The 20,454-nt window shown below is 57.6% G+C and carries 23 protein-coding genes and 4 pseudogenes; 14 read left to right on the forward strand and 13 right to left on the reverse strand.

Going from position 1 to position 20,454, the window contains the following annotated elements:
* Positions 1–89 precede the first annotated feature (89 nt).
* The gene (locus AB8B31_RS26770; protein WP_018517229.1) at positions 90–419 is read left to right on the forward strand and encodes a hypothetical protein; all 330 of its coding nucleotides are present in this window, start codon (positions 90–92) and stop codon (positions 417–419) included.
* Here the strand turns inward: AB8B31_RS26770 and AB8B31_RS26775 are convergent.
* From AB8B31_RS26775 to AB8B31_RS26795, 5 genes and pseudogenes are all read right to left on the reverse strand, one after another.
* A pseudogene (locus tag AB8B31_RS26775) lies at positions 403–741 on the reverse strand (TA system VapC family ribonuclease toxin); the annotation flags it as partial. The gene AB8B31_RS26770 and the pseudogene AB8B31_RS26775 sit on opposite strands and share 17 nt — an antisense overlap.
* Positions 738–965 (reverse strand): CopG family transcriptional regulator, encoded by a 228-nt coding sequence (locus AB8B31_RS26780; RefSeq protein WP_085990123.1) that lies wholly within the window; start codon positions 963–965, stop codon positions 738–740. The gene AB8B31_RS26780 and the pseudogene AB8B31_RS26775, both read right to left, overlap by 4 nt.
* Before the next feature lie 209 nt (positions 966–1,174).
* Entirely contained in the window at positions 1,175–1,558 is a 384-nt protein-coding gene (locus tag AB8B31_RS26785; RefSeq protein ID WP_018245324.1) for a type II toxin-antitoxin system VapC family toxin, read from the reverse strand.
* Complete coding sequence (locus tag AB8B31_RS26790) at positions 1,555–1,755, reverse strand: type II toxin-antitoxin system VapB family antitoxin (protein WP_018245323.1); 201 nt, start codon at positions 1,753–1,755, stop codon at positions 1,555–1,557. Before AB8B31_RS26790 ends, AB8B31_RS26785 begins: the two co-directional genes overlap by 4 nt.
* 164 nt (positions 1,756–1,919) lie before the next feature.
* Complete coding sequence (locus AB8B31_RS26795; protein ID WP_155256963.1) at positions 1,920–2,159, reverse strand: hypothetical protein; 240 nt, start codon at positions 2,157–2,159, stop codon at positions 1,920–1,922.
* A 99-nt stretch (positions 2,160–2,258) separates the two neighbouring features.
* Here AB8B31_RS26795 and AB8B31_RS26800 point away from each other — a divergent pair, with 99 nt between their 5' ends.
* The gene (locus AB8B31_RS26800; protein WP_245484585.1) at positions 2,259–2,609 is read left to right on the forward strand and encodes an NAD(P)H-dependent glycerol-3-phosphate dehydrogenase; all 351 of its coding nucleotides are present in this window, start codon (positions 2,259–2,261) and stop codon (positions 2,607–2,609) included.
* Between the two features lie 148 nt (positions 2,610–2,757).
* Here the strand turns inward: AB8B31_RS26800 and AB8B31_RS26805 are convergent.
* A pseudogene (locus tag AB8B31_RS26805) lies at positions 2,758–2,889 on the reverse strand (transposase domain-containing protein); the annotation flags it as partial.
* A gap of 59 nt (positions 2,890–2,948) precedes the next feature.
* Between AB8B31_RS26805 and AB8B31_RS26810 the strand changes: the two are divergent.
* Together AB8B31_RS26810 and AB8B31_RS26815 are read left to right on the forward strand one after the other, a co-directional pair.
* Positions 2,949–3,581, forward strand: a complete 633-nt coding sequence (locus AB8B31_RS26810; protein ID WP_018444521.1) for a DUF433 domain-containing protein — start codon at positions 2,949–2,951, stop codon at positions 3,579–3,581.
* Positions 3,578–3,952, forward strand: coding sequence for a DUF5615 family PIN-like protein (locus tag AB8B31_RS26815; protein ID WP_018245318.1), 375 nt, complete (start codon positions 3,578–3,580; stop codon positions 3,950–3,952). The genes AB8B31_RS26810 and AB8B31_RS26815 overlap by 4 nt, the downstream gene beginning before the upstream one ends.
* 71 nt (positions 3,953–4,023) lie before the next feature.
* Here the strand turns inward: AB8B31_RS26815 and AB8B31_RS26820 are convergent, their stop codons facing one another.
* Positions 4,024–5,604: an ABC transporter substrate-binding protein gene (locus AB8B31_RS26820; RefSeq protein ID WP_018245317.1), complete on the reverse strand. Its 1,581-nt coding sequence runs from the start codon at positions 5,602–5,604 to the stop codon at positions 4,024–4,026.
* Between the two features lie 121 nt (positions 5,605–5,725).
* On the opposite strand from AB8B31_RS26820, the gene AB8B31_RS26825 reads away from it, so the two are divergent.
* The gene (locus tag AB8B31_RS26825; protein WP_065275917.1) at positions 5,726–6,511 is read left to right on the forward strand and encodes a helix-turn-helix domain-containing protein; all 786 of its coding nucleotides are present in this window, start codon (positions 5,726–5,728) and stop codon (positions 6,509–6,511) included.
* A gap of 56 nt (positions 6,512–6,567) precedes the next feature.
* Here the strand turns inward: AB8B31_RS26825 and AB8B31_RS26830 are convergent, their stop codons facing one another.
* The gene (locus tag AB8B31_RS26830) at positions 6,568–7,602 is read right to left on the reverse strand and encodes a LacI family DNA-binding transcriptional regulator (protein WP_018245315.1); all 1,035 of its coding nucleotides are present in this window, start codon (positions 7,600–7,602) and stop codon (positions 6,568–6,570) included.
* A 160-nt stretch (positions 7,603–7,762) separates the two neighbouring features.
* On the opposite strand from AB8B31_RS26830, the gene AB8B31_RS26835 reads away from it, so the two are divergent.
* The 6 genes from AB8B31_RS26835 to AB8B31_RS26860 all read left to right on the forward strand — a co-directional run bounded on the left by AB8B31_RS26835 (position 7,763) and on the right by AB8B31_RS26860 (position 13,836).
* Positions 7,763–9,337, forward strand: a complete 1,575-nt coding sequence (locus AB8B31_RS26835) for a sugar ABC transporter ATP-binding protein (protein ID WP_018245314.1) — start codon at positions 7,763–7,765, stop codon at positions 9,335–9,337.
* Positions 9,337–10,347, forward strand: a complete 1,011-nt coding sequence (locus tag AB8B31_RS26840) for an ABC transporter permease (RefSeq protein WP_018517231.1) — start codon at positions 9,337–9,339, stop codon at positions 10,345–10,347. Before AB8B31_RS26835 ends, AB8B31_RS26840 begins: the two co-directional genes overlap by 1 nt.
* Before the next feature lie 100 nt (positions 10,348–10,447).
* Positions 10,448–11,371 (forward strand): sugar ABC transporter substrate-binding protein, encoded by a 924-nt coding sequence (locus tag AB8B31_RS26845; RefSeq protein WP_131703271.1) that lies wholly within the window; start codon positions 10,448–10,450, stop codon positions 11,369–11,371.
* A 108-nt stretch (positions 11,372–11,479) separates the two neighbouring features.
* Positions 11,480–12,484 carry a Gfo/Idh/MocA family oxidoreductase gene (locus AB8B31_RS26850; protein ID WP_018245310.1) on the forward strand — a complete coding sequence of 335 codons (1,005 nt, stop codon included), beginning with the start codon at positions 11,480–11,482 and terminating at the stop codon, positions 12,482–12,484.
* A complete protein-coding gene (locus tag AB8B31_RS26855; protein WP_131703272.1) occupies positions 12,481–13,440 on the forward strand; it encodes a sugar phosphate isomerase/epimerase family protein in 960 nt (319 codons plus the stop codon). The genes AB8B31_RS26850 and AB8B31_RS26855 overlap by 4 nt, the downstream gene beginning before the upstream one ends.
* A gap of 108 nt (positions 13,441–13,548) precedes the next feature.
* Complete coding sequence (locus AB8B31_RS26860) at positions 13,549–13,836, forward strand: MurR/RpiR family transcriptional regulator (RefSeq protein ID WP_439007592.1); 288 nt, start codon at positions 13,549–13,551, stop codon at positions 13,834–13,836.
* A gap of 664 nt (positions 13,837–14,500) precedes the next feature.
* Here the strand turns inward: AB8B31_RS26860 and AB8B31_RS26865 are convergent.
* Together AB8B31_RS26865 and AB8B31_RS26870 are read right to left on the reverse strand one after the other, a co-directional pair.
* Complete coding sequence (locus AB8B31_RS26865) at positions 14,501–15,928, reverse strand: aldehyde dehydrogenase family protein (protein ID WP_439007576.1); 1,428 nt, start codon at positions 15,926–15,928, stop codon at positions 14,501–14,503.
* Between the two features lie 165 nt (positions 15,929–16,093).
* The gene (locus AB8B31_RS26870; RefSeq protein ID WP_018245306.1) at positions 16,094–16,504 is read right to left on the reverse strand and encodes a winged helix-turn-helix transcriptional regulator; all 411 of its coding nucleotides are present in this window, start codon (positions 16,502–16,504) and stop codon (positions 16,094–16,096) included.
* Positions 16,505–16,602: 98 nt separating this feature from the next.
* On the opposite strand from AB8B31_RS26870, the pseudogene AB8B31_RS26875 reads away from it, so the two are divergent.
* The 3 genes and pseudogenes from AB8B31_RS26875 to AB8B31_RS26885 all read left to right on the forward strand — a co-directional run.
* Positions 16,603–16,791, forward strand: a pseudogene (locus AB8B31_RS26875) (12-oxophytodienoate reductase); the annotation flags it as partial.
* Positions 16,792–16,812: 21 nt separating this feature from the next.
* Positions 16,813–17,116 (forward strand): annotated as a pseudogene (locus AB8B31_RS26880) (hypothetical protein); the annotation flags it as partial.
* Positions 17,117–17,532: 416 nt separating this feature from the next.
* Positions 17,533–17,898 carry a VOC family protein gene (locus tag AB8B31_RS26885; RefSeq protein WP_245494235.1) on the forward strand — a complete coding sequence of 122 codons (366 nt, stop codon included), beginning with the start codon at positions 17,533–17,535 and terminating at the stop codon, positions 17,896–17,898.
* A gap of 320 nt (positions 17,899–18,218) precedes the next feature.
* Here AB8B31_RS26885 and AB8B31_RS26890 read toward each other — a convergent pair whose 3' ends face one another.
* The 3 genes from AB8B31_RS26890 to AB8B31_RS26900 all read right to left on the reverse strand — a co-directional run bounded on the left by AB8B31_RS26890 (position 18,219) and on the right by AB8B31_RS26900 (position 20,374).
* Entirely contained in the window at positions 18,219–18,815 is a 597-nt protein-coding gene (locus AB8B31_RS26890; RefSeq protein WP_131590827.1) for a mobile mystery protein B, read from the reverse strand.
* Positions 18,812–19,273: a mobile mystery protein A gene (locus AB8B31_RS26895; RefSeq protein ID WP_131590824.1), complete on the reverse strand. Its 462-nt coding sequence runs from the start codon at positions 19,271–19,273 to the stop codon at positions 18,812–18,814. The genes AB8B31_RS26890 and AB8B31_RS26895 overlap by 4 nt, the downstream gene beginning before the upstream one ends.
* Positions 19,274–19,894: 621 nt before the next feature.
* Positions 19,895–20,374, reverse strand: a complete 480-nt coding sequence (locus AB8B31_RS26900; RefSeq protein WP_018245264.1) for a MarR family winged helix-turn-helix transcriptional regulator — start codon at positions 20,372–20,374, stop codon at positions 19,895–19,897.
* Positions 20,375–20,454 lie beyond the last annotated feature (80 nt).

Below are 20,454 nucleotides of genomic sequence, written 5' to 3' on the forward strand. Positions count from 1 at the left end.
CAACGCCGGGTCGATCCTGTTCAAGGCGAATGTCGATTATTTAATGAAGCGAGCTCATCCTGGAGGAAGAGAAGGAATTCAACGCCCGCATGGCCCGTTTCCGGTCGGAACAGACCATTCTCAAATGGCGCCTTGAACAGCTAGATCAAACCTTATCTGGCTTACGCGAGCAGGAAGCTGCAGTTCAGAAGCAGGCCGAGGTCGTAAAGGACGAGCTGCAAGGCAAGCAGTCGCCGGTCGAACGGGGGCTGATCAATCGATCAGATTACACGGAGCTTCTGGGCATCGACGCCGATCTGTTGGGGCAAGCGCTGCCATCGCCTCTGAACAGGCAACAACCGGCTCGCAAATCGCGGAAGCCAAGGAGCAGGTGGAACGCCTGCGAACCCAACGCACGGAAGAAGCCGTTACAAAACTGAATGAAACAGTTACCTGCCCCGATGTTAGAATTTTCGTGGCAGCGATATCACCTGACCCGACAGGGCTCACATCGTCCGGCCAAAAACTGTGACCGGGGAGCGACCGCAATTTGCGGACGATCTCCATCACGAGTGACGGTGAACCGGGAGAGTTGGGATATTTGGGGTTGCCGACAATCCGGATGACACCATTTTCGGTAATGGGGCAGGTAGCCCACGCGGTCTGACCCATCGCCGCGAACCATTCGTGCGCATCATCATGGGCTACATGGCCCGGATCGATTAAGGCAATCAGCACATTGACGTCGAGCAGGAAAGTCACTGCAGTTCGTCACGCAAGGCGTTCACGATTTCGAGGGTCACTGGAGGCGCATCCGGCCGAGCTGACAGGAGAGGAATGCCATTGCGCTCGCGGCTGCTGGGCGGTCGGCGCAGAGAACGTCTCGCCAGCTCAAAAATGACCTCGCCGACGCTCCGGTGCTGCTGGGTTGCCATCGCCTTTGCGGCGATCAGGACATCGTCGTCGATTGCCAAGGTCGTTCTCATATCCGCCTCATCACGCATCATATAAAGCAGGTGGCCGGCCTTCTCAAGGTTGATACCGAAAGGACGCACCATTGCGCCAACCTGTTCACCGGCGAAAACGATTGAAAACGCATTCTCAAATCTGTGCGCGAACCACGGGTCTCCGGTTCGAACCTGCTCAAGGCGAACGATCGGATAAATGCGAAAGATCGGCAGAACTATTTAGGTGTTTAGTTGCGAGCATTGGCCGGCTTATGCAATGAAGCGCCTGCCTTTTTGGCCGCCGCCTGAAGACGCTTGTCCCTGGTCCATAACGCCGCTCGCCGATCAAGCAGTATCGAGGCGAGCAAGTGGGCATCTGTATAGCCGATGCCCATACTGAAAATGCCGTGACGATCAATCATTGTCATCACTTCGTCATGCGTTGCGACGAACGCTTGGCGCTGGGCTGCCAGAAACGCTATCACGCGCCCGCGATCTCGAAGGCTGCCAAGCGCCAGTTCGCCAACTACAGCCGGATGGCAGAGTAGACGATCGTCCTCAATGATCGTCCGAAGTTCCGCATCAACATGGCGGAAATGATCGATCCATATAGAAGTGTCTGCCAGTATCACTTGGCAGCTGCGCTCCGGCGACGTGGAGCTGCCTCTGCATCGGGCATAGTTCCGCCGAGCGCGATGAGGCGTTTTCCGGACTCTACTCGAACAAGCGTCTCCAACGCCTGGCGGACTATAGCAGCGGTTTCTTTTGTGCCGGTCAGGGACCTGGCCCTTTCCATGAGAGTGTCGTCTAGATTGATAGTCGATCGCATCGTTTCTTATCCTGTTCAGGCGCTTTAACTAGCACCATTTGGTGATAAAATCTACGCCTAGTTCCCACATCGATACCTGAGGACCGCCGAGTGAGAGCGGGAGCTGCGCGACCGCGTGGCGGCTACCGTAGCCGATCAGGTCACTAGCGCTCGCTTGCTTCGACCTATTTCGACATCTTCTGAATCTTCTCGATCTGGACGTCGATGATCGTCTGCGCGGCAGGCGGGACAACATCCCACTTCATCAACACGACCCCGGCCGAGCCACTCCGGCAGGCTGTTGCCATAGCTGATGGAAAGCCGGTCAGGATTGGGGGCGGTGCCAGTGTTGTGCGCGACTTCCTCTGAGGCAACGGCCAAAAAGATGTCCGGATGTTCGACGCGATTGTGTAGGTGATCACCATTGGGGTCGCCTCGGGGAAAGCGGCGAACATGCGCTGCCGAAACGACGTGACATCGCCTTTTTGGACTGTTGTGAACCGCCTCACCAGCCATAGCTGAAGGTGGCACCACTGCCGTTATCCCCATCCTGCACCCTGGGCGGGCAAACCACAACGGCATTCGGGCTGGCCGGACTGGGCGATCTGCACGTCACTGTTGGCGGAGGGCGTAACAGCCGCCTCGGCCAGGGATTGGGAACTGGCCGCACAGTCGTTGAAATGTTGTCGAGCGAACTGTTTGGCGAAACGGTCGAAGGTGTGGATACAGCGCGGGTTCTGGCGAATATGGCGCTTGAGAAGCAACATACCGATGAAGATCCGCTCGCTTATTTCCCTCTGGCGTCTGCCATCATGAACGCCGTTCTTCAGCAGAAACGCTTCACGTTGGATTTTTCAAACCTCATTGTCCAGTAGACCGGGTCGTTGATTTCCAGTGAAATTTGTCAGTATTTATCGGAAGTCGCTAATGGAATGCACAAAGCAACTCGGGCAGCATATGTGCATGGTGAGATTCTGTTTCGATGGATCGGATTTATCGTAAGCATCCGGTGAAGGCCGCAGATTAGGCTGCTTGAGCGTTCAGTCCGTGTAGCTGCCAATTCCACGGAAGCAATTGCACCAGCTTACTGATTGGCGTGTCGGCGATGCGGGCCAGGACGTCAGCAAGCCAAGTCTGCGGATCGATGTCGTTGAGCAGCCACATTGCGAATTACCCGTGAATCATATATATTCTTTCGAAGGAGAATATTAATTATGGCTGCAGGACTTCGCGAATACACACCCACTGAGGCGGCTGCCGTGAGTGAGATCGGCATTAAGTCGGTACACAACGCGATCGACAAACGAATCATTGGAAGCCCCTCTACCGGCCACCGAAGCCGAGCGATCACTGACGACGATCTGCTGCGCCTGAAACTCTGGTTCGGCGTCGGCTCAATCCTTTCCGCCGAGCGCCGGAAGCGCCTCTTTGCCGCCATCGACGAAAATCCTGAAGCCGACACGGTCAGAGCAGACGACTATCTGATCGTCGACGTCGCGAGAGCGAGGGAGCACTTGGCCGCGCGTGGCGAAGCGCTCAGGGAAGCGGACAAGATCATCCACAGCGTGAAAGGTGTGGTTGGCGGTGAGCCGGTCTTCAAAGGAACGCGCGTTCCTGTCCGAACAATCGCTGCGATGAAATTGCAAGGCGCTCCCACGGACGAGATCGTCGAGGGCTATCCGGCTCTCACTGCGCGCATGGTGGACCTCGCCGAAATCTGGGTAGCGGCTCATCCTGCCCGTGGGCGGCCACGAAAGTTGTCGGAGCAGGGACTGAAAGTGAAGTCGGTGAAGCGCTTGCCTCTCGGAAAGGCCGGTACCGAAAAGCCCTCGGGCACGGCTACGTGAAGTTTCTCGTCGATGAATGCTTGCACACATCGCTCGTGGCCGTGGCTCAACATCACGGCCACGATTGCTTCCACGTCAATTGGCTGGGCCTGAGCGGCGAGACCGATTGGGATCTGATGCCTCGGATCGTCGCGGAAGATTTTACCTTCGTGACGAACAATGCCCGCGACTTCAGGAAACTCCATGCGCGAGAGGATCTGCATGCTGGCTTGGTGATCATCGTGCCGCAGGTTCTGCCGATGCAGCAGCGGGAATTGTTCACGCTCGTTCTGCGGGAACTCGCCGGATCTCCGGATCTGGTGAACGAGGTGATCGAGATCGCCATCGAAGAGGGCGAGGCTCTGCTGACGCGCTATGCACTGCCAGAGTGAAGATCAATTTCCGCCAATGCGGGACAGATTGGTTAGAATCCGCGCGCGCCCTATTCGCCCGGCTTCGGGCATCAGGCGTCCAGCCAGACACGCGTCGCGACGTAGCCGTTCGACATATCGTTGCCGATGTCGTCGACATAGCCCTTCAGCGTCTTCGAAGAGGCCATGATGTTGTCGTTGAAGACGGGCAGGATCAGACCGCCATCGTCTCGCACCATCAAAGCCAGCTGTCGATAAAGCACCTTGCGCTTGGCTTCATCGAGCTCAGACCGCGCCTGCAATACCAACTTGTCGAAGTCAGGCTGCTTGAAATGCGTGTCGTTCCATTCGGCGGTCGATAGATAGGAGGTGGAATAGCGAGAATCCTGTGTCGGGCGACCGCCCCAGAAGGAGGCGCAGAAGGGCTGCTTGTTCCAGACATTAGTCCAGTAGCCGTCTTCCGGTTCGCGCTTCACGTCGATCGTGATCCCGGACTTGCGCGCGCTTTGCTGGAACAGGATCGCCGCATCCACGGCGCCCGGGAAGGCTGCGTCGGAGGTGCGCAACAGAATTGGACGGTCGAGACCCGATTTCTTGAAGTAGAAGGCGGCCTTGTCGGGATCATAGGGCCGTTGCTCGATATCGGTCGGCGCCAGGGGGTAGTTGGAGTTGACCGGATAGTCGTTGCCGATCGTTCCATAGCCGGCGAGAACCTTGTCCAGGATCGACTGACGATCGATGGCATATTTCAACGCGAGACGAAGGTCGCTGTTGTCGAAGGGCGCCGTGTCGCAATGCATCAGGAAGCAGTAGAAGCCCTTGCCTGCATTCCGGATGATACTCACAGTCGGTGCCCGCTGCAGCATGGGAACTGTCTTCGGGTCGATGCTGTTGACGAAATGGACCTGGCCGGAGGCAAGCGCCGCAACGCGCGCGGTGTTGTCGTTGATGACGAGTATTTCGACGCTGTCGACAAAGCCGCGGTCGGAGCGCCAATCCTTTGGGTTTTTCTCGAATGTGGCGCGGACCCCGGGTTCGAAGCTTTTCAGAATGTAAGGACCGGTGCCGACTGCTGCTGCCGGATTTTCGACGCCGCCCTTGGGTTGGATAATCAGGTGGTAGTCGGTGAGAAGGAGAGGCAGATCCGCATTGCCTTCCGAAAGCGTCAGGACAAGGTCGCCCGCCTTTTCTTCAATGCTTGCAATTGACGCCATGAGCCCAAGAGCGCCCGACTGCGAGTTTTTGTCCGCGTGCCGCTTCAGCGTCGCAACAATGTCGGCGACGGTCATCTTGCTGCCGTCGTGAAACCGTACATCGTTCCTGATCTTGAAGGTCCAGATGGAAGCATCCGTCGACGGCGTCCAGGAAGTTGCCAGCGAGGGCAGGGGTGCGCCAGTCTTGGGGTCGGATTCGACAAGTGTGTCGCCCCAGAGGCGGCCAATGACGAACAGTACCGAGGCACTGTATGTTGCCGGGTCGAGCGCGTCGCTGGTGGCGCCGCCCTTGAGGCCAAGCTTCAGATGGCCGCCACGCTTGGCTTCCTGCCCCCGTGCGTCACGCGGCATCAGGAGGCCCGAGGCGAGGGCCGGCAAGGCGCCGAGCGCGACGGCACCGCCGAGGAAGTGGCGGCGGCCGATTCTCGGCTGCGAAGATCGATCCTTTTGATGCGTCATAACGGTCCCCTCTTTTTCATTTGTAAGTGGGAACGTAGAGGCTGGGTCGGCTCACGCAATTTCGCGACTTGACGCATCCTTAAGCGAGTTTACGCTAGTTCACGAGAAGACGGAGTTACGGATGCCTCACCTGGTCGAGAACCTCAAAATCGCCTGCGCAACGCAACGTTCAATTTCGCATCTGTGCCGTGCAATCGATATCAACCGGCAACAATTCAATCGATACATCAACGGCCAGACGAGGCCTTCCGCCCATAATCTGGCTCGCATCGCCAACTATTTCGATCTTGATGCAGCCGACTTTGACCTCGCTCCCAAACAGTTTCGCGAGCGACTTCACAAACCCGTCCTCGGTATCAACGGAGGTTCAGAGCTTCTCAAAGCGTTTCCCGGAAACCTAACCGCGCTCAGGCGTCATATCGGCTATTTTCAGACCTATTATCGTTCGCCATCCTGGCCCGGGATGGTTGTCTGTTCGTGCAGCCGCCTTATCGAGCAGGGTGGATTGGTGCAGGCCAAATCGATGGAGCGGCTTCGAGACCTCGGAAGCGGCATTCAGCAGTTTTCGAAATATCTGGGCTTGGCGGCCTTCTATCGGAACCGGATCTTCATCACGCAACGTGTCGTCGGACCGAACGCCATGCTGTCGCAGACGATCCTCCTGCCATTCGACGAGTATCAGCGCGTCTATCTGCGTGGGACGACGATGGGAATTTCGTGGCGAAGGGAAAACCTCCCCTATGCCTCGCGGATGATCTGGCGGCATGTCGGCACCGAGCCAGACTTGCGTGAACTACTTGCGCGCTGTGGACCTGTCCCGCTATCGTCCCGCCAGCTACCACCGACGGTGCGCTCATTCCTCGAGGATCCAGCTGCAGAAGTATATGAGGTGCCCGCAGAGTATTGAGAAAAGGCCAGGGGGCGATGTCACAACGGCCGCCAACGTATCACCAGGCAGTTTTCTTAGATATTAGTCGCTGTGTAGAAGTCGAAGGGTACAATGTGCTGCGACACGGTCGGTGATCGGTCGGTATCGAGAGCTTGCGCCATTGCGCGCACCAAGGTCTCCCCCAACTGCTTTGCCGGGTGAGATAGGACGACCTTGATCAATCCTTCAGCAAGACCGGCTTTTGTTTCATTCGTGAGCTCGTGTGCTATGACCACAAGGCGTTTGGCTGCCGGTCCACCATCCTCCCGCAGAGCTCGCATCACACCGGTGATGCCGCCGCCGGCAACGTAAAGCCCGACCCAATTTGGTTCGGTCTGTAGAAGGTGACGCGTGGCCTCATAAGCAATTTCGGGCTCTTCAAGGGTTGCAACCGTCTCCAGCATCTGAAAGCCCGGCGCGCTCTCCCGGAAGTATGATCGAAACCCCATTTCGTTTAGTTCTTGCGCAAGATATCGGTGATTTCCGACGAAGACGGAAACCTTGCCGCCATTGCCATTCAGCCCGGCTATGAACCACGCGGCCGTGCGGCCCTTTTTGACGCAGTCGTTGCCGACATAGGCTGCGCGGGAGGCAGTGGAAATATCGGAAATCATGGTCACGACCGGAATGTTCTCTGCTGCAAGACCATCGACGGCGTGGTTCACCTGCGGGTGGTCGGAGGTGATCATTCCAATGACGTCGGCTTCGCGACTGAGAGCGTAGATCGCCTCGGCAGCCTTGTCGGGCGCAAGATCGTCCATGAATCTAACGATGGCCCTTCCATGGGCGTCGGGAAATGCTTCGGTCGCCGCGACGAGAACATCGCCCCACATTTGATAAAGCTTGCGGTGAGACTGCTTGAGAAGAAAGCCAAATTTGATCACCGGCTTGTCGTGCTCGAGTCGCCGGGCGATGGCCGTCACGCCATGGAAACCAATCTGGCGGGCGGCGTTAAGAACCCGCTCCGCCGTCTGTGGGCGCACGGGGTCGCGACCGTTCAACACGCGGTCGACTGTTGAAATGCTTACATTCGCGGCTTTTGCCAAGTCGGGGATCGTTGGGCGTGACATAATAAGCCTCTCATAATCTGACGCTATTTATGAGAGGTTTTGGGAGAAAAATCCACAGCTTCGTTGACAGCTGGCGGAATTTTCGCAATTTCATCTTTCAGCAAAAGCCAATTTGGCGGGAGGGCTTGGGAGAGCTCTCTCATTTGGAGGAAATACTCTCATGTCTGCGACCTTGCAAAAGGTGGCGCCGCTTTCAGGCGGCGAAGGCCATCGCACGCCTATAGATAGCGGAGCCGGCTTCGTTCTTGAAATGCGTTCAATCACCAAGGCCTTCCCTGGTGTTCTCGCGCTCGATGGCATGAGCCTGAAGGTTCGTCCCGGCACCGTCCATGTCCTCGTCGGGGAAAATGGCGCCGGCAAGTCGACGCTCATGAAGATTCTGAGCGGTATCTACGCGATCGACGGCGGAGAAATCCTTTTCAGAGGCGAAAAGCTCGACCACCAAAGCGCCGCAGCCGCACTGGACCGAGGGATCTCGATGATCCATCAGGAACTCAGCCCGGTGCTCGACATGACCATCGCCGAAAACATCTTTCTCGGCCGCGAACCCACTTACGGCCGGACAGGCATTTTGTCCCGGTTTGTCGATTTCGATCGCATGAATTCAGATACGCAGACGCTCCTGGATCGGCTGGGTCTGAAATACAGCCCCCAAACCAAGATGCGAGACCTGTCCATCGCGACGATGCAACTCATCGAGATCGTCAAGGCGATTTCGCGCGAGGCCTCTCTGGTGATTATGGACGAACCGACGTCGGCGATCAGCGACACGGAAGTCGCGATGCTCTTCAGACAGATCGCAGACCTGAAAGCAGCAGGCGTCGCGATCATCTACATCACACACAAGATGGACGAGATCTTCCAGATCGCCGACGACATCACGGTGATGCGTGATGGCCAGTTCATCGCTGCCGCCCCGGCCAGCGAATATGAGCCCGCAAAGCTGATTTCCCAGATGGTCGGCCGCACGATCTCCAGTATTTTTCCGAAAGAGGAAGTGCCGATCGGCGAGATTGTCCTTTCCGTCGAGAACCTCTCTCGTGACGGCAGCTTCGAAAATGTCAGCTTCGAGGTGCGCGCCGGCGAGATCATTGGCCTTTCCGGCCTGATCGGCGCAGGGCGGACAGAGGTCGCCCGGGTGATCTTCGGCCTGGACGCGGCGGACGCGGGCGTCATCCGTCTGAACGGAAAACCGTTAAAGCTCATGTCCCCGAAGGATGCCATCGCCAACGGCATCGCCATGGTCTCAGAGGATCGCAAAGCGGAAGGTCTGGTGCTTTGCCGGTCCGTCGGCGAGAACATCTCGCTTGCGAACCTCAAGAAGTTCGCTTCCGGCCTTTTCATCAGCGAGCGGCAGGAAGAGACAGCTTCCCAGCGCATGATCAAGATGCTCCAGATCAAGACGCCCGATACGGCAATGATCGTTGAAAACCTCAGCGGCGGCAATCAACAGAAAATCGTTCTCGCCAAGTGGCTGCTGGGTGATCTGAAGCTGCTCATTCTCGACGAACCCACACGAGGCATCGACGTCGGGTCGAAATCCGAAATTCACAGACTGATGACCGAGTTCGCTCGTCAGGGGCTGGCGATCGTCATGATCTCATCTGAACTGCCCGAGATCCTAGGCATGAGTGACCGCGTGGTGGTGATGAGCGAAGGCCGGGTGACCGGCGAACTAACAAGGAACGAGGCCACGCAGGAAAACATCATGCGCCTCGCCACGGGAGGACACTGATGAGTATCGAACGCGCAGAGGCGGCCGTGAAACGAGGAGGCCAGGTGATTTCAGGCTCTCGAAACATGAGCTTTTCCCAGATCTACCGGCAGTACGGCACGGTTCTCATCTTCGTCGGAATCTGCATCCTCGCGTCGATTTTGAGCCCGACGTTCTTGACGGAAGCCAACCTGACCAACGTCCTTCGTCAGGTTGTGGTGGTTAGCCTTCTCGCATGCGGCGTCACCTTTATCATTATTCTGGGACATATCGACGTATCGCTGGGATCTGTTCTCGCGCTCTGTGGGGTCATCGCCGCGAGCGTAATGGCCATCACCGCCAGCGTCATCCTCGCGGTCGTCGCGGGCGTAGCAGTCGGCATTCTGACCGGCATCGTAAACGGTTTCGTCATCACCTTCTTCCGCATCCCGTCGTTCATCATGACATTGGCAATGACGACCGTCGCACGCGGCGCAGTGCTCCTTTATACGGGTGGATCGCCCGTGACGGGCTTGGGCGACTTCAAAGTGATCGGGCAAGGCTCGCTTGGCCCAGTACCGATCTCCGTGCTCATCCTCGCGATCGTCATCGTCATTTCCTGGATTCTTCTCAACAAGACCAAGTTCGGCCGATACGTCTATGCGGTAGGCGGCAATGAGCGTGCCGCGCGCGCTTCCGGCATCAATCCAGACAGCATCGTCGTGAAGGCTTTCATCTTCAACGGCATTCTGTGCGCCGTCGCAGGCATCGTCCTCATGTCTCGCATCAATTCCGGTCAACCGGCCGGCGGCGTCGGCTATGAGTTCGACGCGATCACCGCGGTGGTCGTTGGCGGCACCAGCCTGATGGGCGGCACCGGAACCATTACCGGCACAATTATCGGATCGCTGATCATCGGCGTCATCAACAACATGCTCAATCTCATGAATGTCAGCTCGTACTGGCAGCAGATCATCAAGGGTCTGATCATCGCGATCGCCGTGATCCTCGATGTCTGGACGAAGTCTGCCCGCAGCAAAAAGAAGGCATGACCGATGTTCTTCGGCGGGCTAGCGCCTGCTGAGGAACCACCTCTTTGTCGGCGGGATTTCCCGCATCCGGAATGAATCTGAAACTCTATGGGAGGACCCAATGAAAGCCATTTCCAAACTCGCTCTCGCCTGCGCCATATCCCTTGCCGGGATCTCCACCGGCGCTGCATTCGCCGCGGACAAATTCGTCGTCGGTTACGCCAATATGGCGGATACGGACGTCTTCGTCATGGCGCGCAAAAACGCCTTCATCGAAGCGTCGAAATCCGATCCGGCAGCCGAAGTGAGCTTCTCCGACGCCAACAACGACGTCAGCAAGCAACTCGATCAGATCGACAACTTCATAGCGCAGAAAGTCAATGCGATTGTCGTCGTGCCGGTCGACTATCAGGGCATCGTACCGGGCGTCGAGAAGGCGAACCAGGCCGGCATTCCCGTCATCGCTCTCGGTATCCAATCGGCAGGCGGCAAATACACGTTCGTCGGCTCGAAGAACATCGATGCCGGCCGTCTTCAGGGCGAATACATGAAAGAACACCTGCCCAAGGACGCCAAGATCCTCTACCTCGAAGGCACGCCGGGGCTTTCGCACACGCAGGAGCGAAAGAAGGGATTCGAGGATGCGCTCGGCCGTTCCGACGTGGCCACCCTCGCCAGCCTTTCGGCAAACTACGACCGCGCTGAAGGCATGAAGGTCACGGAAGACTGGATCCAAAGCTTTCCGAAGTTCGATGCAATCGTCGCAGCCAACGATCAGATGGCGCTGGGCGCGCTCGAAGCACTTCAGGGTGCCGACCGCCTCAAGGGCGTGATGATCTCCGGTGTCGATGGTACGGCCGATGCTCTTAATGCGATCAAGGCCGGCACCATGTCGCAGACCATCTTCCAGGACGCCGCAGGCCAGGCGAAGGCCGCCTTCGAGGTCGTGGAAGGCCTGAAAAAAGGCGAGGATGCGCCGGCCGAAAAGCTGGTGCCGTTTGCTTCGATCACCAAGGACAACGTTGACCAATACGCAAAGAAATAAAGCCCTCCCAAGGGTGCGTGTCGGGATGGGGTTCCCGGCACGCATTTCGCACGACAGACGCAATGCTTGCCGCAAATCGCTGGTTCTCTAACGACAGGAAATATCGAAATGACAATAAGGATCGCCGTCATCGGGGCAGGGTTGATGGGAGCCGATCATGCGAGAATCGTCGCAGAAGATCTGCCGGGGGCGAGCCTCCAGGTCGTTTGCGACATGGATGCGGATCGCGCCCGCAAGGTGGCGGACGCCTACAGCGCTCACGACGTCGACTCAGACCCCGACCGGGTGTCCGCTCGTCCGGACGTGGACGCAGTTATCATCGCAAGCCCCGATTTCACGCACGCGCCCTTGTCGCTGTCCTGCATAAGAGCCGGCAAACGGGCTCTCTGCGAAAAGCCGCTGTCGCAATCTTCCAAAGAATGCTTGGAGATCATGCAGGCGGAAGAAGCCGCGGGAAAGAAGTTCATAATGCTCGGCTTCATGCGCCGCTTCGATCAATCCTATGTGGAGATGAAGCAGGCTCTGGAGCACGGTGCGATTGGCCGCGCCCTGATGATGCACAACTTTCATCGTAATGTCGCGACGCCCGCGTCGGACTTCACCGGAGCGATGGCAATCACCAATTCCGCCCCGCACGAGTTCGATGTCGTCCGACATGTTCTCGACACCGAATACGTATCGATCTCCGCCTTCCAGCCGAAGCGCTCCGACGCGCTCGTCGCACCGGTTTATATGGTGCTCGAAACCGCCGATGATCAACTCGTGAATATCGAGATCAACAATAACGCGGCCTACGGATACGACGTGCGCGCGGAACTGGTGGGCGAGAAGGCGACCATCGCCATGAACGCCGTCAACTACACCCGCGTCGACCGGGAGCTCGGCCAGAGCACAAGCTACGAAGCGGATTGGCGCGGCCGCTATGCCGAAGCCTATCGCCGCCAGAACCGCGCTTTCATTCGGTTCGTGGAGACCGGAGTGTTCCCGCACATCGCGTCGAGCAGTTGGGACGGATACTGCGCCGCAAGGGTCGCCGAAGCCGGCGTCACGGCCTTGAACGACGGCTGCAAGGTTCCCGTCGAAATGATTTCCAAACCGGAGTTTTACGCATGAAGCTTGGATTCGTATCAGACAGCCTCGGCGGCCTGCCCTTCGAGGCAATGCTGGATCACGCGCAAAGGCTGGGCGTCTCTGGCGTCGAGGTCAACACCTGTGGCTGGTCGACGGCGCCGCATTTCGATCTATCGACGATCCTGCGGGACAAGAACGCGCAGAAGGCATTCCTCAGAGCTTTCGCCGACCGGGAACTGGAAGTGGTAGGCTTGAACGCCAACGGAAATCCCCTGCATCCGACCGATCATGGCCAGGGGCAGGGTCTTGAGGATACGATCCGCGCAGCCGGCGAGCTGGGTATCAAGACCGTCTGCGCGATGTCGGGACTTCCAGCCGGGAATGCCACCGACACCATGCCGAACTGGGTGGTCTCCTCATGGCCGCCGGAAACGCAGGCTATCCTTCGCTACCAGTGGGAGGAGAAGCTCCTCCCGTACTGGACCAGGATCGTGGCACTAGCGAGAGAGCACGGTGTGGAACGCATTGCGCTGGAACTGCATGGCAATCAGTGCGTCTATAACGTCCCTTCGCTGCTGAAGCTTCGCGAAGCCGTTGGCCCGGTCGTCGGAGCAAACCTGGACCCGTCGCATCTCTTCTGGATGGGTGCCGATCCTCTTGTCGCCGCAGAAGCGCTCGGCGGAGCCGTATACCACGTTCATGCCAAAGATACCCTCCTCAACACTCCGAAGCAGGCCGTCACCAGCCTTTTGGAGAACGGCAGCCTAATGGATATCCCGGCGCGTAGCTGGTCCTATATAACGCTGGGATTTGGCCACGGCGAAGAATGGTGGCGGCAGTTCTGCTACAGGCTGAAGATGGCCGGTTACGATGGCTGGCTCTCGATAGAGCATGAGGATGTGCTTCTGAACAGCCTCGAAGGGCTGGAGAAGTCCGTCGCTCTGTTGCAGGGCGTGATGCCGGTCGAAGCCAGCGATTTCAAGCCGCAGGCGATCTAGTCGGAGCGAAACGCGCCCGACTTCACTTTGCATATCTTATGTGTGGCGCCGCCTGTGTGCGGGCTTCGGCTGAGTTGCGTGAAGTCAGCTCTTTTGAAAGTGAGCGCAATGCTACAGGATCGGAACTCTCCTCCTCCCTCAACACTGCAGGAGCTGAAGCGCCTGATCGCCAGCCGGCAGCTGGTATTTCCCGTCGGTCTCGAACGGGTCGCAAGGGAGATCCTGGAAAGGCCGGAAATAACGGCCTTTGAAAGTGCTGCCGCGGTGGCGCGCAGGTGCCGCGTTTCTCCAACAACGGTCCATCGGCTTGTCCGGCACATTGGATTCCAAAGTTTCGGCGAGCTTCGTGTGATAATAAGAGAAGATCTCTGCAGCACTGCCGCTGGTCATCGCTGAAGATCCGCGATTTCTGCGGCCCCATCGGCGTTGATCGGCGGAGTTTCCTGGCGAACTTTACGACAAGGAGATCGACGAAGCACGGAATGCAGCTAGAAATGGCGACGCGCGGGCCAGAAAGGCCCCGAAGCTAATGTTCGATAAGATGAAGTTTCCCAAGGTGGCAATTTTCGTATTTGCGCGCAAAGGTGATCGGGAGAATGCGCAGCCTTTATGGGCAGCATCCGGACTGTAGGGACATCTCCGGATGCCATTCGCGAAGTCTCTTGGGGCGGAAACTTCGGAAGATGAAAAGGGATGCTGTCGAGGAGACCGCTTGCTTTTGTAAGCTATCGGATCCGCAGGCAATGCCATTGCACAATCCGTACGAATGCTTTCGAGATCCTGCCAATCGGTCTTTGCGGGTAGGTGCGTGCAACCCGGCGATTCCGTCAGGTGAGTTCTTACTTCATGCTGTTCTGAAATCGGCAGGGCGCTCCATCCGCCAGCGCCCCTTCTATTTTCTTTCGCGCCGGGGTGAAAGATCGAGAACAGATGGGGCTGCAAGAACGCATCGCGCTTTCGAGAAGTACTGACAGATCACGGTTCCTCCGCCGGCGGTGGGAAGAAACAGCAGAATGCCCGGATCAATTGAGTTCCGGGCATCCATAATCAGATTAGGCTGTCAAGCTGCCTCACGGAAACCGATGATGGCCTTGGTCTCAAGGAATTCAGCGATCGCCATCGGACCCCATTCACGTCCGTTGCCGGACTGCTTGTAGCCGCCGAAGGGCGCAGCCAGATCAAGATTAACATTGTTCAGGTAGACTTGGCCGGCACGCAGGCGACGCGCGACAGCTTCGGCCGCAACCCGCTCACCCTGGACATAGGCAGCAAGGCCGTAGGTCGTGTCGTTGGCGATCCTCACCGCTTCCTCCTCGTCGGAATAGGCGATGATGACCAGGACTGGCCCGAAGATTTCTTCGCGCGCGATCGTCATGTCGTTGCGAACGTCAGCGAAGATCGTGGGCCGGACGTAAACGCCAGCATCAAGTCCGTCGGGACGGCCGAGCCCTCCAGTCACAAGCGTGGCGCCTTCATCGAGACCCGACTGGATCAGACGCTGGATTTTGTTCCATTGCGCTTCCGAGGCCACCGGTCCCATCTTTGCATTAGAAGAAGGATGGCCGACCGACCACGTTTCGGCGGCCGCCTTGGCATAGCTGATTGCTTCGGCAACCTGATCGACATGGACCAGCATCCGAGATGGTGCGCTGCAGTTCTGTCCGCTGTTCAGCATCATCTGGGCCACGCCCCCTTCGACAGCAGAAGCGAGGTCCGCGCTACGGAGAACGATGTTGGGTGACTTCCCCCCCAGTTCCTGATGTACCCTTTTGACTGTGAGCGCACCGGTGCGAGCCACCTCGATCCCAGCCGCAGTTGAGCCGGTGAAGGAGACAAGGTCCACCTCGGGATGGCTCGTCAAAGCATTGCCGACAACGCGGCCATTTCCATGAACAAGGTTGAACACGCCCTTGGGTATTCCGGCGTCATGGAGGATTTCGGCAAGGATCGTACCTGAGAACGGCGCGATTTCAGACGGCTTCAACACCACGGTGCAACCCGCAGCAAGTGCAGGTGCCACCTTTGCGGCCATCAGCATCAAGGGCCAATTCCATGGCGTGATCAGCGCACAAACGCCGATCGGCTCGCGCACGACTTCACTTGTGCCAAGAGGCTCATCAAATCGGTAGGTCTCAAGCGCTGCTCGTGCAATCTTGAAATGGGCAACGCCGACGGTCACCTGCAATTGCTCTGAAAGCCATTGCGGCGCGCCCATTTCATCCGTTACCGCGAGGGCTAGGTCGCTCACTCGCTTGTCGTAGGCAGCTATAATCCGGTCGAAGAGCGAAATTCGCTCCTCAATCGAGGTGAGTGAATACGGTTCAAATGCCTTTCGCGCGGCTGAAACCGCGTCGTCCACATCACTTGCATCGCCTAGCGCGACTTGACCAACGACGCTTTCGTCCGCGGGGTTGATAACATCGATCACGGCCGTGCTTTTGGGCTGTACCCAGGCTCCGTTGATATAGAATTGAAGATTGTTGCGCATGAAAATGCTCCATCATTGTTGACGGAAACACAAGTATATTTTGTACACCTGGCGTCAATTAGGCACTTAAAGTAGCCCTGGTAGGGCACAGTATACTTGGTCCGAGTTCTCTTTCCCGAACCGCCGCGAGCCAGTATCGGACCTCCTGCAGTCGCTCTCGTCGCGTTAAAGACGTAACTGGATTAGCGATCTGTCCGCGCCCTTCTGCCCGCCATCGATGCTGTCGAAAGCCTCTCTTGCTGCGGTGACCTCCGGCAGTTTTACCAGTGTCCATTTGTGAAGTTCCTGGAGTGGCTCCCGTAACGTGCGGCCCAGCGGCGTCACCTGATACTGAACGGCGACCGGCGAGAGTGAAATCACCTCTCTCGCTATTAGGCCGTTGCGTTCGAGCCGGCGGAGGCACTGAGTGAGTGCCTTTTGCGTGACACCTTGCAGCCGACGGCGAATGGCGTTGAAGCGCTGCGGTTCGTCGTCGAGTACGGCAAGCACCATCATTGACCACTTATCAGCAATCTGATCGAACAAGGCCCGGCTCGGGCATTCAGAAGAAAAGCAGAGCGGTTCAAGTTCGAGCATGATGGTTTCCTTCGATATACCTAGGCGACTTGAAGTGCCTGATTGACGCTAGGTTTACCTAATATACCGGTGGGTCCGTTAAACGCAACGGAGTTCTACTGAGGGCCAGTCCCGATACAAGCAGTCTTTTCCGCCCCATCGCCAACCGATCGCTTGAACTCAAAAATCGCATAGTTATGGCGCCGATGACCCACCTTTTTGCGCCGCCGGGGTCAGCGAGTGCTGACTACTATCGGCGCCGGGCAGAAGGTCGCGCCGGAATGATACTGTCTGAAGGGGCGGTGATTGTGCAGAGGCAATGAACGCAAGGGCATTGGGTCTATACCGCCGGACTTGTGCTCGTGCGGCAAAAGCCGGGATCGGCCAACGGCGTCATGTTCATCACCATCGAGGACGAGACAGGGCGGGCCGACACTCTTCGAAAAACGCCGGCGGATCGTTCTCGGATCGTCGATGATGGCGATCAATGGCCGGATCCAACGGGAAGGGAAGGTCGTCCATCTTGTTGCCCAGCAGTTGTTCGACTGGTGTCAAGCGATTTGGCCGCTCTGCTGATCGTGACGAACAGTTCAAGCGAACGGCGGAGAGGGCAACGAGTTCGCGCATTGCTAACCAAGCCGACGCCACGCTTTGGAGTTCGCCTTTTCGATGCCTTACGCGCGAAAGACGTAAGGGTCGTAGGTTCGAGTCCATTCAAGGCGGTTACCTGTTATCGATCTAAATTATATTGCAGGCAGGCCATCTGTACCACCCACGGCATTCCAGCCGGAGGGCTGTGGCTGGTGGAAGTCGCCCGTCGTGAGCACGTTGAACAACTGGTACTAGATGATCCTTTCTGGCCAACCGGTCTTCGCCGTGACGTACGTATACTCGCCTGGCACCGGGTCTTCGCCGATAGTATGCGCCTTAAGGCGCAAGGGGTAAGATGAACTTCCTTAATCATGCCCGTCGCGGAAATCCTGACTTTCGCACGCCGTAAAAGTGTGCGATTCATTCGCTACCGAAGCCTGGTAATGGAGGATATGACGATGGCTACAGCCCGGTATTTGGTCAACGATGTCGATATGTCCGTTGCCTTCTATACAGAGCATCTTGGTTTCACCCTCCAGCAGCAGTTTGGCCCGGCAATGGCGATATTGTCACGCGGCGATCTCACATTGTGGCTCGCCGGGCCGATGGCATCGGCCGCAAAATCTATGGCAGATGGGCGCAAGCCGGAACCCGGCGGGTGGAACCGCTTCGTCTTGGAGGTTCCGGATCTGTCGCAGCTCGTCGCTGATCTGCGCAAACGAAACATAGTTTTCAGAAACGAAATTGTCGAGGGGCCAGGCGGGCGACAGATCCTGTGCGATGATCCCTCAGGGAATGTTATCGAGCTATTTGAGGCGGCCTGAACCACCCTTTTGAATGTCACATAAATCTGACGTTTGTGACAGGATTTTTCCTGGATTTTCAGCGCAGTCTATTTCGTCGCTTAGCTCCGGGAGACCTCTGAAAACTCAGCTGCCTGCTTCAGGGAGAAGTGAATATAGCAGTACGCGCCGACGGCCTCCGCAGCCCCCGCGGGCAGGCCGTATTCTTCGCGTCCTCCACGGCGCGCAGGAATGACCAGAGACTTTGCCAGCGAGCTGGGCTTTGCTCTCGATGCTGAGAATCAACGGGTCGGTGGTTAGAACTGGTTCAAGGCGAACGATGTGCACTGAAGCTACGCCTCTCAGGTGCGCGCGAATTCTAGCAGCGGCGCGACATTATGGTTGTCGGCTGCGCGAAGGGCTGCGACGTAGCGAGTCCGCAGCTCACCGACATCGGCCAGAGTTCTGCCGCCCCAACTGAAACGCTCGCTGCCAAGGCGTTCGATCAGAAGATCGGCCACCAAGCGAGCGTGACGGCCATTTCCGTTTGGAAATGGGTGGATCGCGACCAGGCGATGGTGAAACCTGATCGTAATTTCATCCGGCGAAAATGTCTCATGCTCCACCCAATATCGGACGTCGCTTAACAGGCTCGCGAGCTCCGCGCCGATACGGTAGGCTTGTACACCGATGTTGCGCTCCGTCATTCGGAAGGCGCCGGCCCATTCCCAGACTTCGCCAAACATCCACTTGTGCAGTGTCCGCATAAAGTCCTCGCTGAGCATTCGTTCAAGCGATACGCGCCGGCGACCGCGCGCCCAGGCCGCACCCTCGACGATGTTTTCTTGCTCTGCCTCGTTGAGATCACGGCGGTGCGTGATCCATGTCTGAAGCAGCCCCTCTCGTTCATTCGGTTCAAGGGGCGTTGCGCCCTCAGGCTCCTGAAACAGGTCCGTCATGTCTCGTTCCAGAGGTCGCGTTCGGAGAGCTTGTCGCGAATGTATGCCTGGACGCGCGATTCGAAGTTCGCTTCATCCGTGCCCTGAGCTTCGAGCCGCATTGTATGCGCGACGCGCTGAAGCTCGCGCGTTGCGATTTTCCTCGCGCGCGCCTCGACGACAGCCCCGAGTGAACTGTTTGGTACCAGTGCGTAGACGAGGGTGCAATCCATCGCCTCAGCTGCACGACGTAAGGTGTTAAGTTGGATCGTGCCCGCGGCTTCCGACTTCTCTATCGCTTCTACGGTTTGGGGCCGCACGCCAATGCGCGTGCCGAGCTGCGCACCCGTCATCCCGAGTGCGTCGCGCAACGCACGCACCCATCCTTTCGGCGGCGCCTTGAACTGCTCAATCGGTTGGAGCGCCCGAAGTCTTTCATCAAGCCGCAGGCGCCCCCTCTTTCGACTGTCGTTCTTCATCCATTTCTCTCAGGCTGCAGACTGATCCAGACAATCTCTATCAGTATACAGGCTGATTGTAAATAGCACGACTCATGCTATAGTCTGATTTTATGTCGGATAATATCAGCTTGTAGCCTGTGAATAAGAAATCAGGCTGTAGCCTTCGATCTGAAGGCTGTCAGTTGCATCGACTTCAGGATCGGGCTGGGCGTTGCCTGGAACAAGATCCTATGGGGAGTGGATAGCGGCCTGCACCCGGGGCACAGTGGGTTCGCTAAAAGTCGCTCTGGAGGCTCATCATGCTTACGACAGCCGATAAACCCGATGCACCCGCCATCCGCGTCGATCTTGGCGTAATCTTCGTTTCATTAGATCTCAGTAAATCCAATCGCGACCTGCTCCGGCAACGGCTTTGCCGTCCTCCACTTCATTGCGGCCCTGCGGGTGCAGGCAGCGTTTGCAGCATCGCTTTCGGCTCCGAATAACGCGCTCTGTCGCAGCATCACAGGGTCAGCGGCTTTGCAACGACTGGCAATGAAGAGGAGAGACTGAGACGAGCCTTCTCAGCAGGAGCCGTTTGCACGGACTGTAACGCGTCTGCGGTTCGTTTCCCTCAAGAGCAGGGACCCCAATCAACACCTACTGATCAGTCTCATCGTCGGCGATTTTGCGCAAGAGATACAACAACGCGATGCGTTCCGCCGGATTGAGACGCGCGACAGTCTTTTCACTGATGAGGTAGGCTTGCGGATACATGTCCTGCAGCAGGGCTTCCCCCTTGGGCAGCAAAGAGATCACCACCTTGCGGCCGTCGGCCTCGTCCTTAGAGAGATCGATCAGTCCGCGGGCCTTCAGCCGCTCGACGATGCCACGGATGGTCGCCTGGTCGACGGACGTTGCCTTCACGAGCTCGACCTGCGAGCTGGGACCGAGATCGTGCAGCGCGCACAGCGTCACGAACTGCACCGACGTCAAGTCCGGATCGCTGGCATTGGTCTGGAAAATCGACAGATGGCGCTGATAGGCCTTGCGCAGGAGATGCCCGACTTGCTCCGTCACTTGGTAGCCATTTTGAGGCGCCGGAGCTTCTGGCAGCTGTTCGGTCTCTTTTGCGGTCATCGTCGATGTGGTCCATCAGTTACGGCGTCTTTGGCGGGAATGCAGGAAACACCACAGCGTGTTGCGACGGTCAAGGCGTG

It is taken from the genome of Rhizobium sp. 62_C5_N11_2 (assembly GCF_051811185.1).
GTDB classification, from domain to species: Bacteria; Pseudomonadota; Alphaproteobacteria; order Rhizobiales; family Rhizobiaceae; genus Rhizobium; species Rhizobium leguminosarum.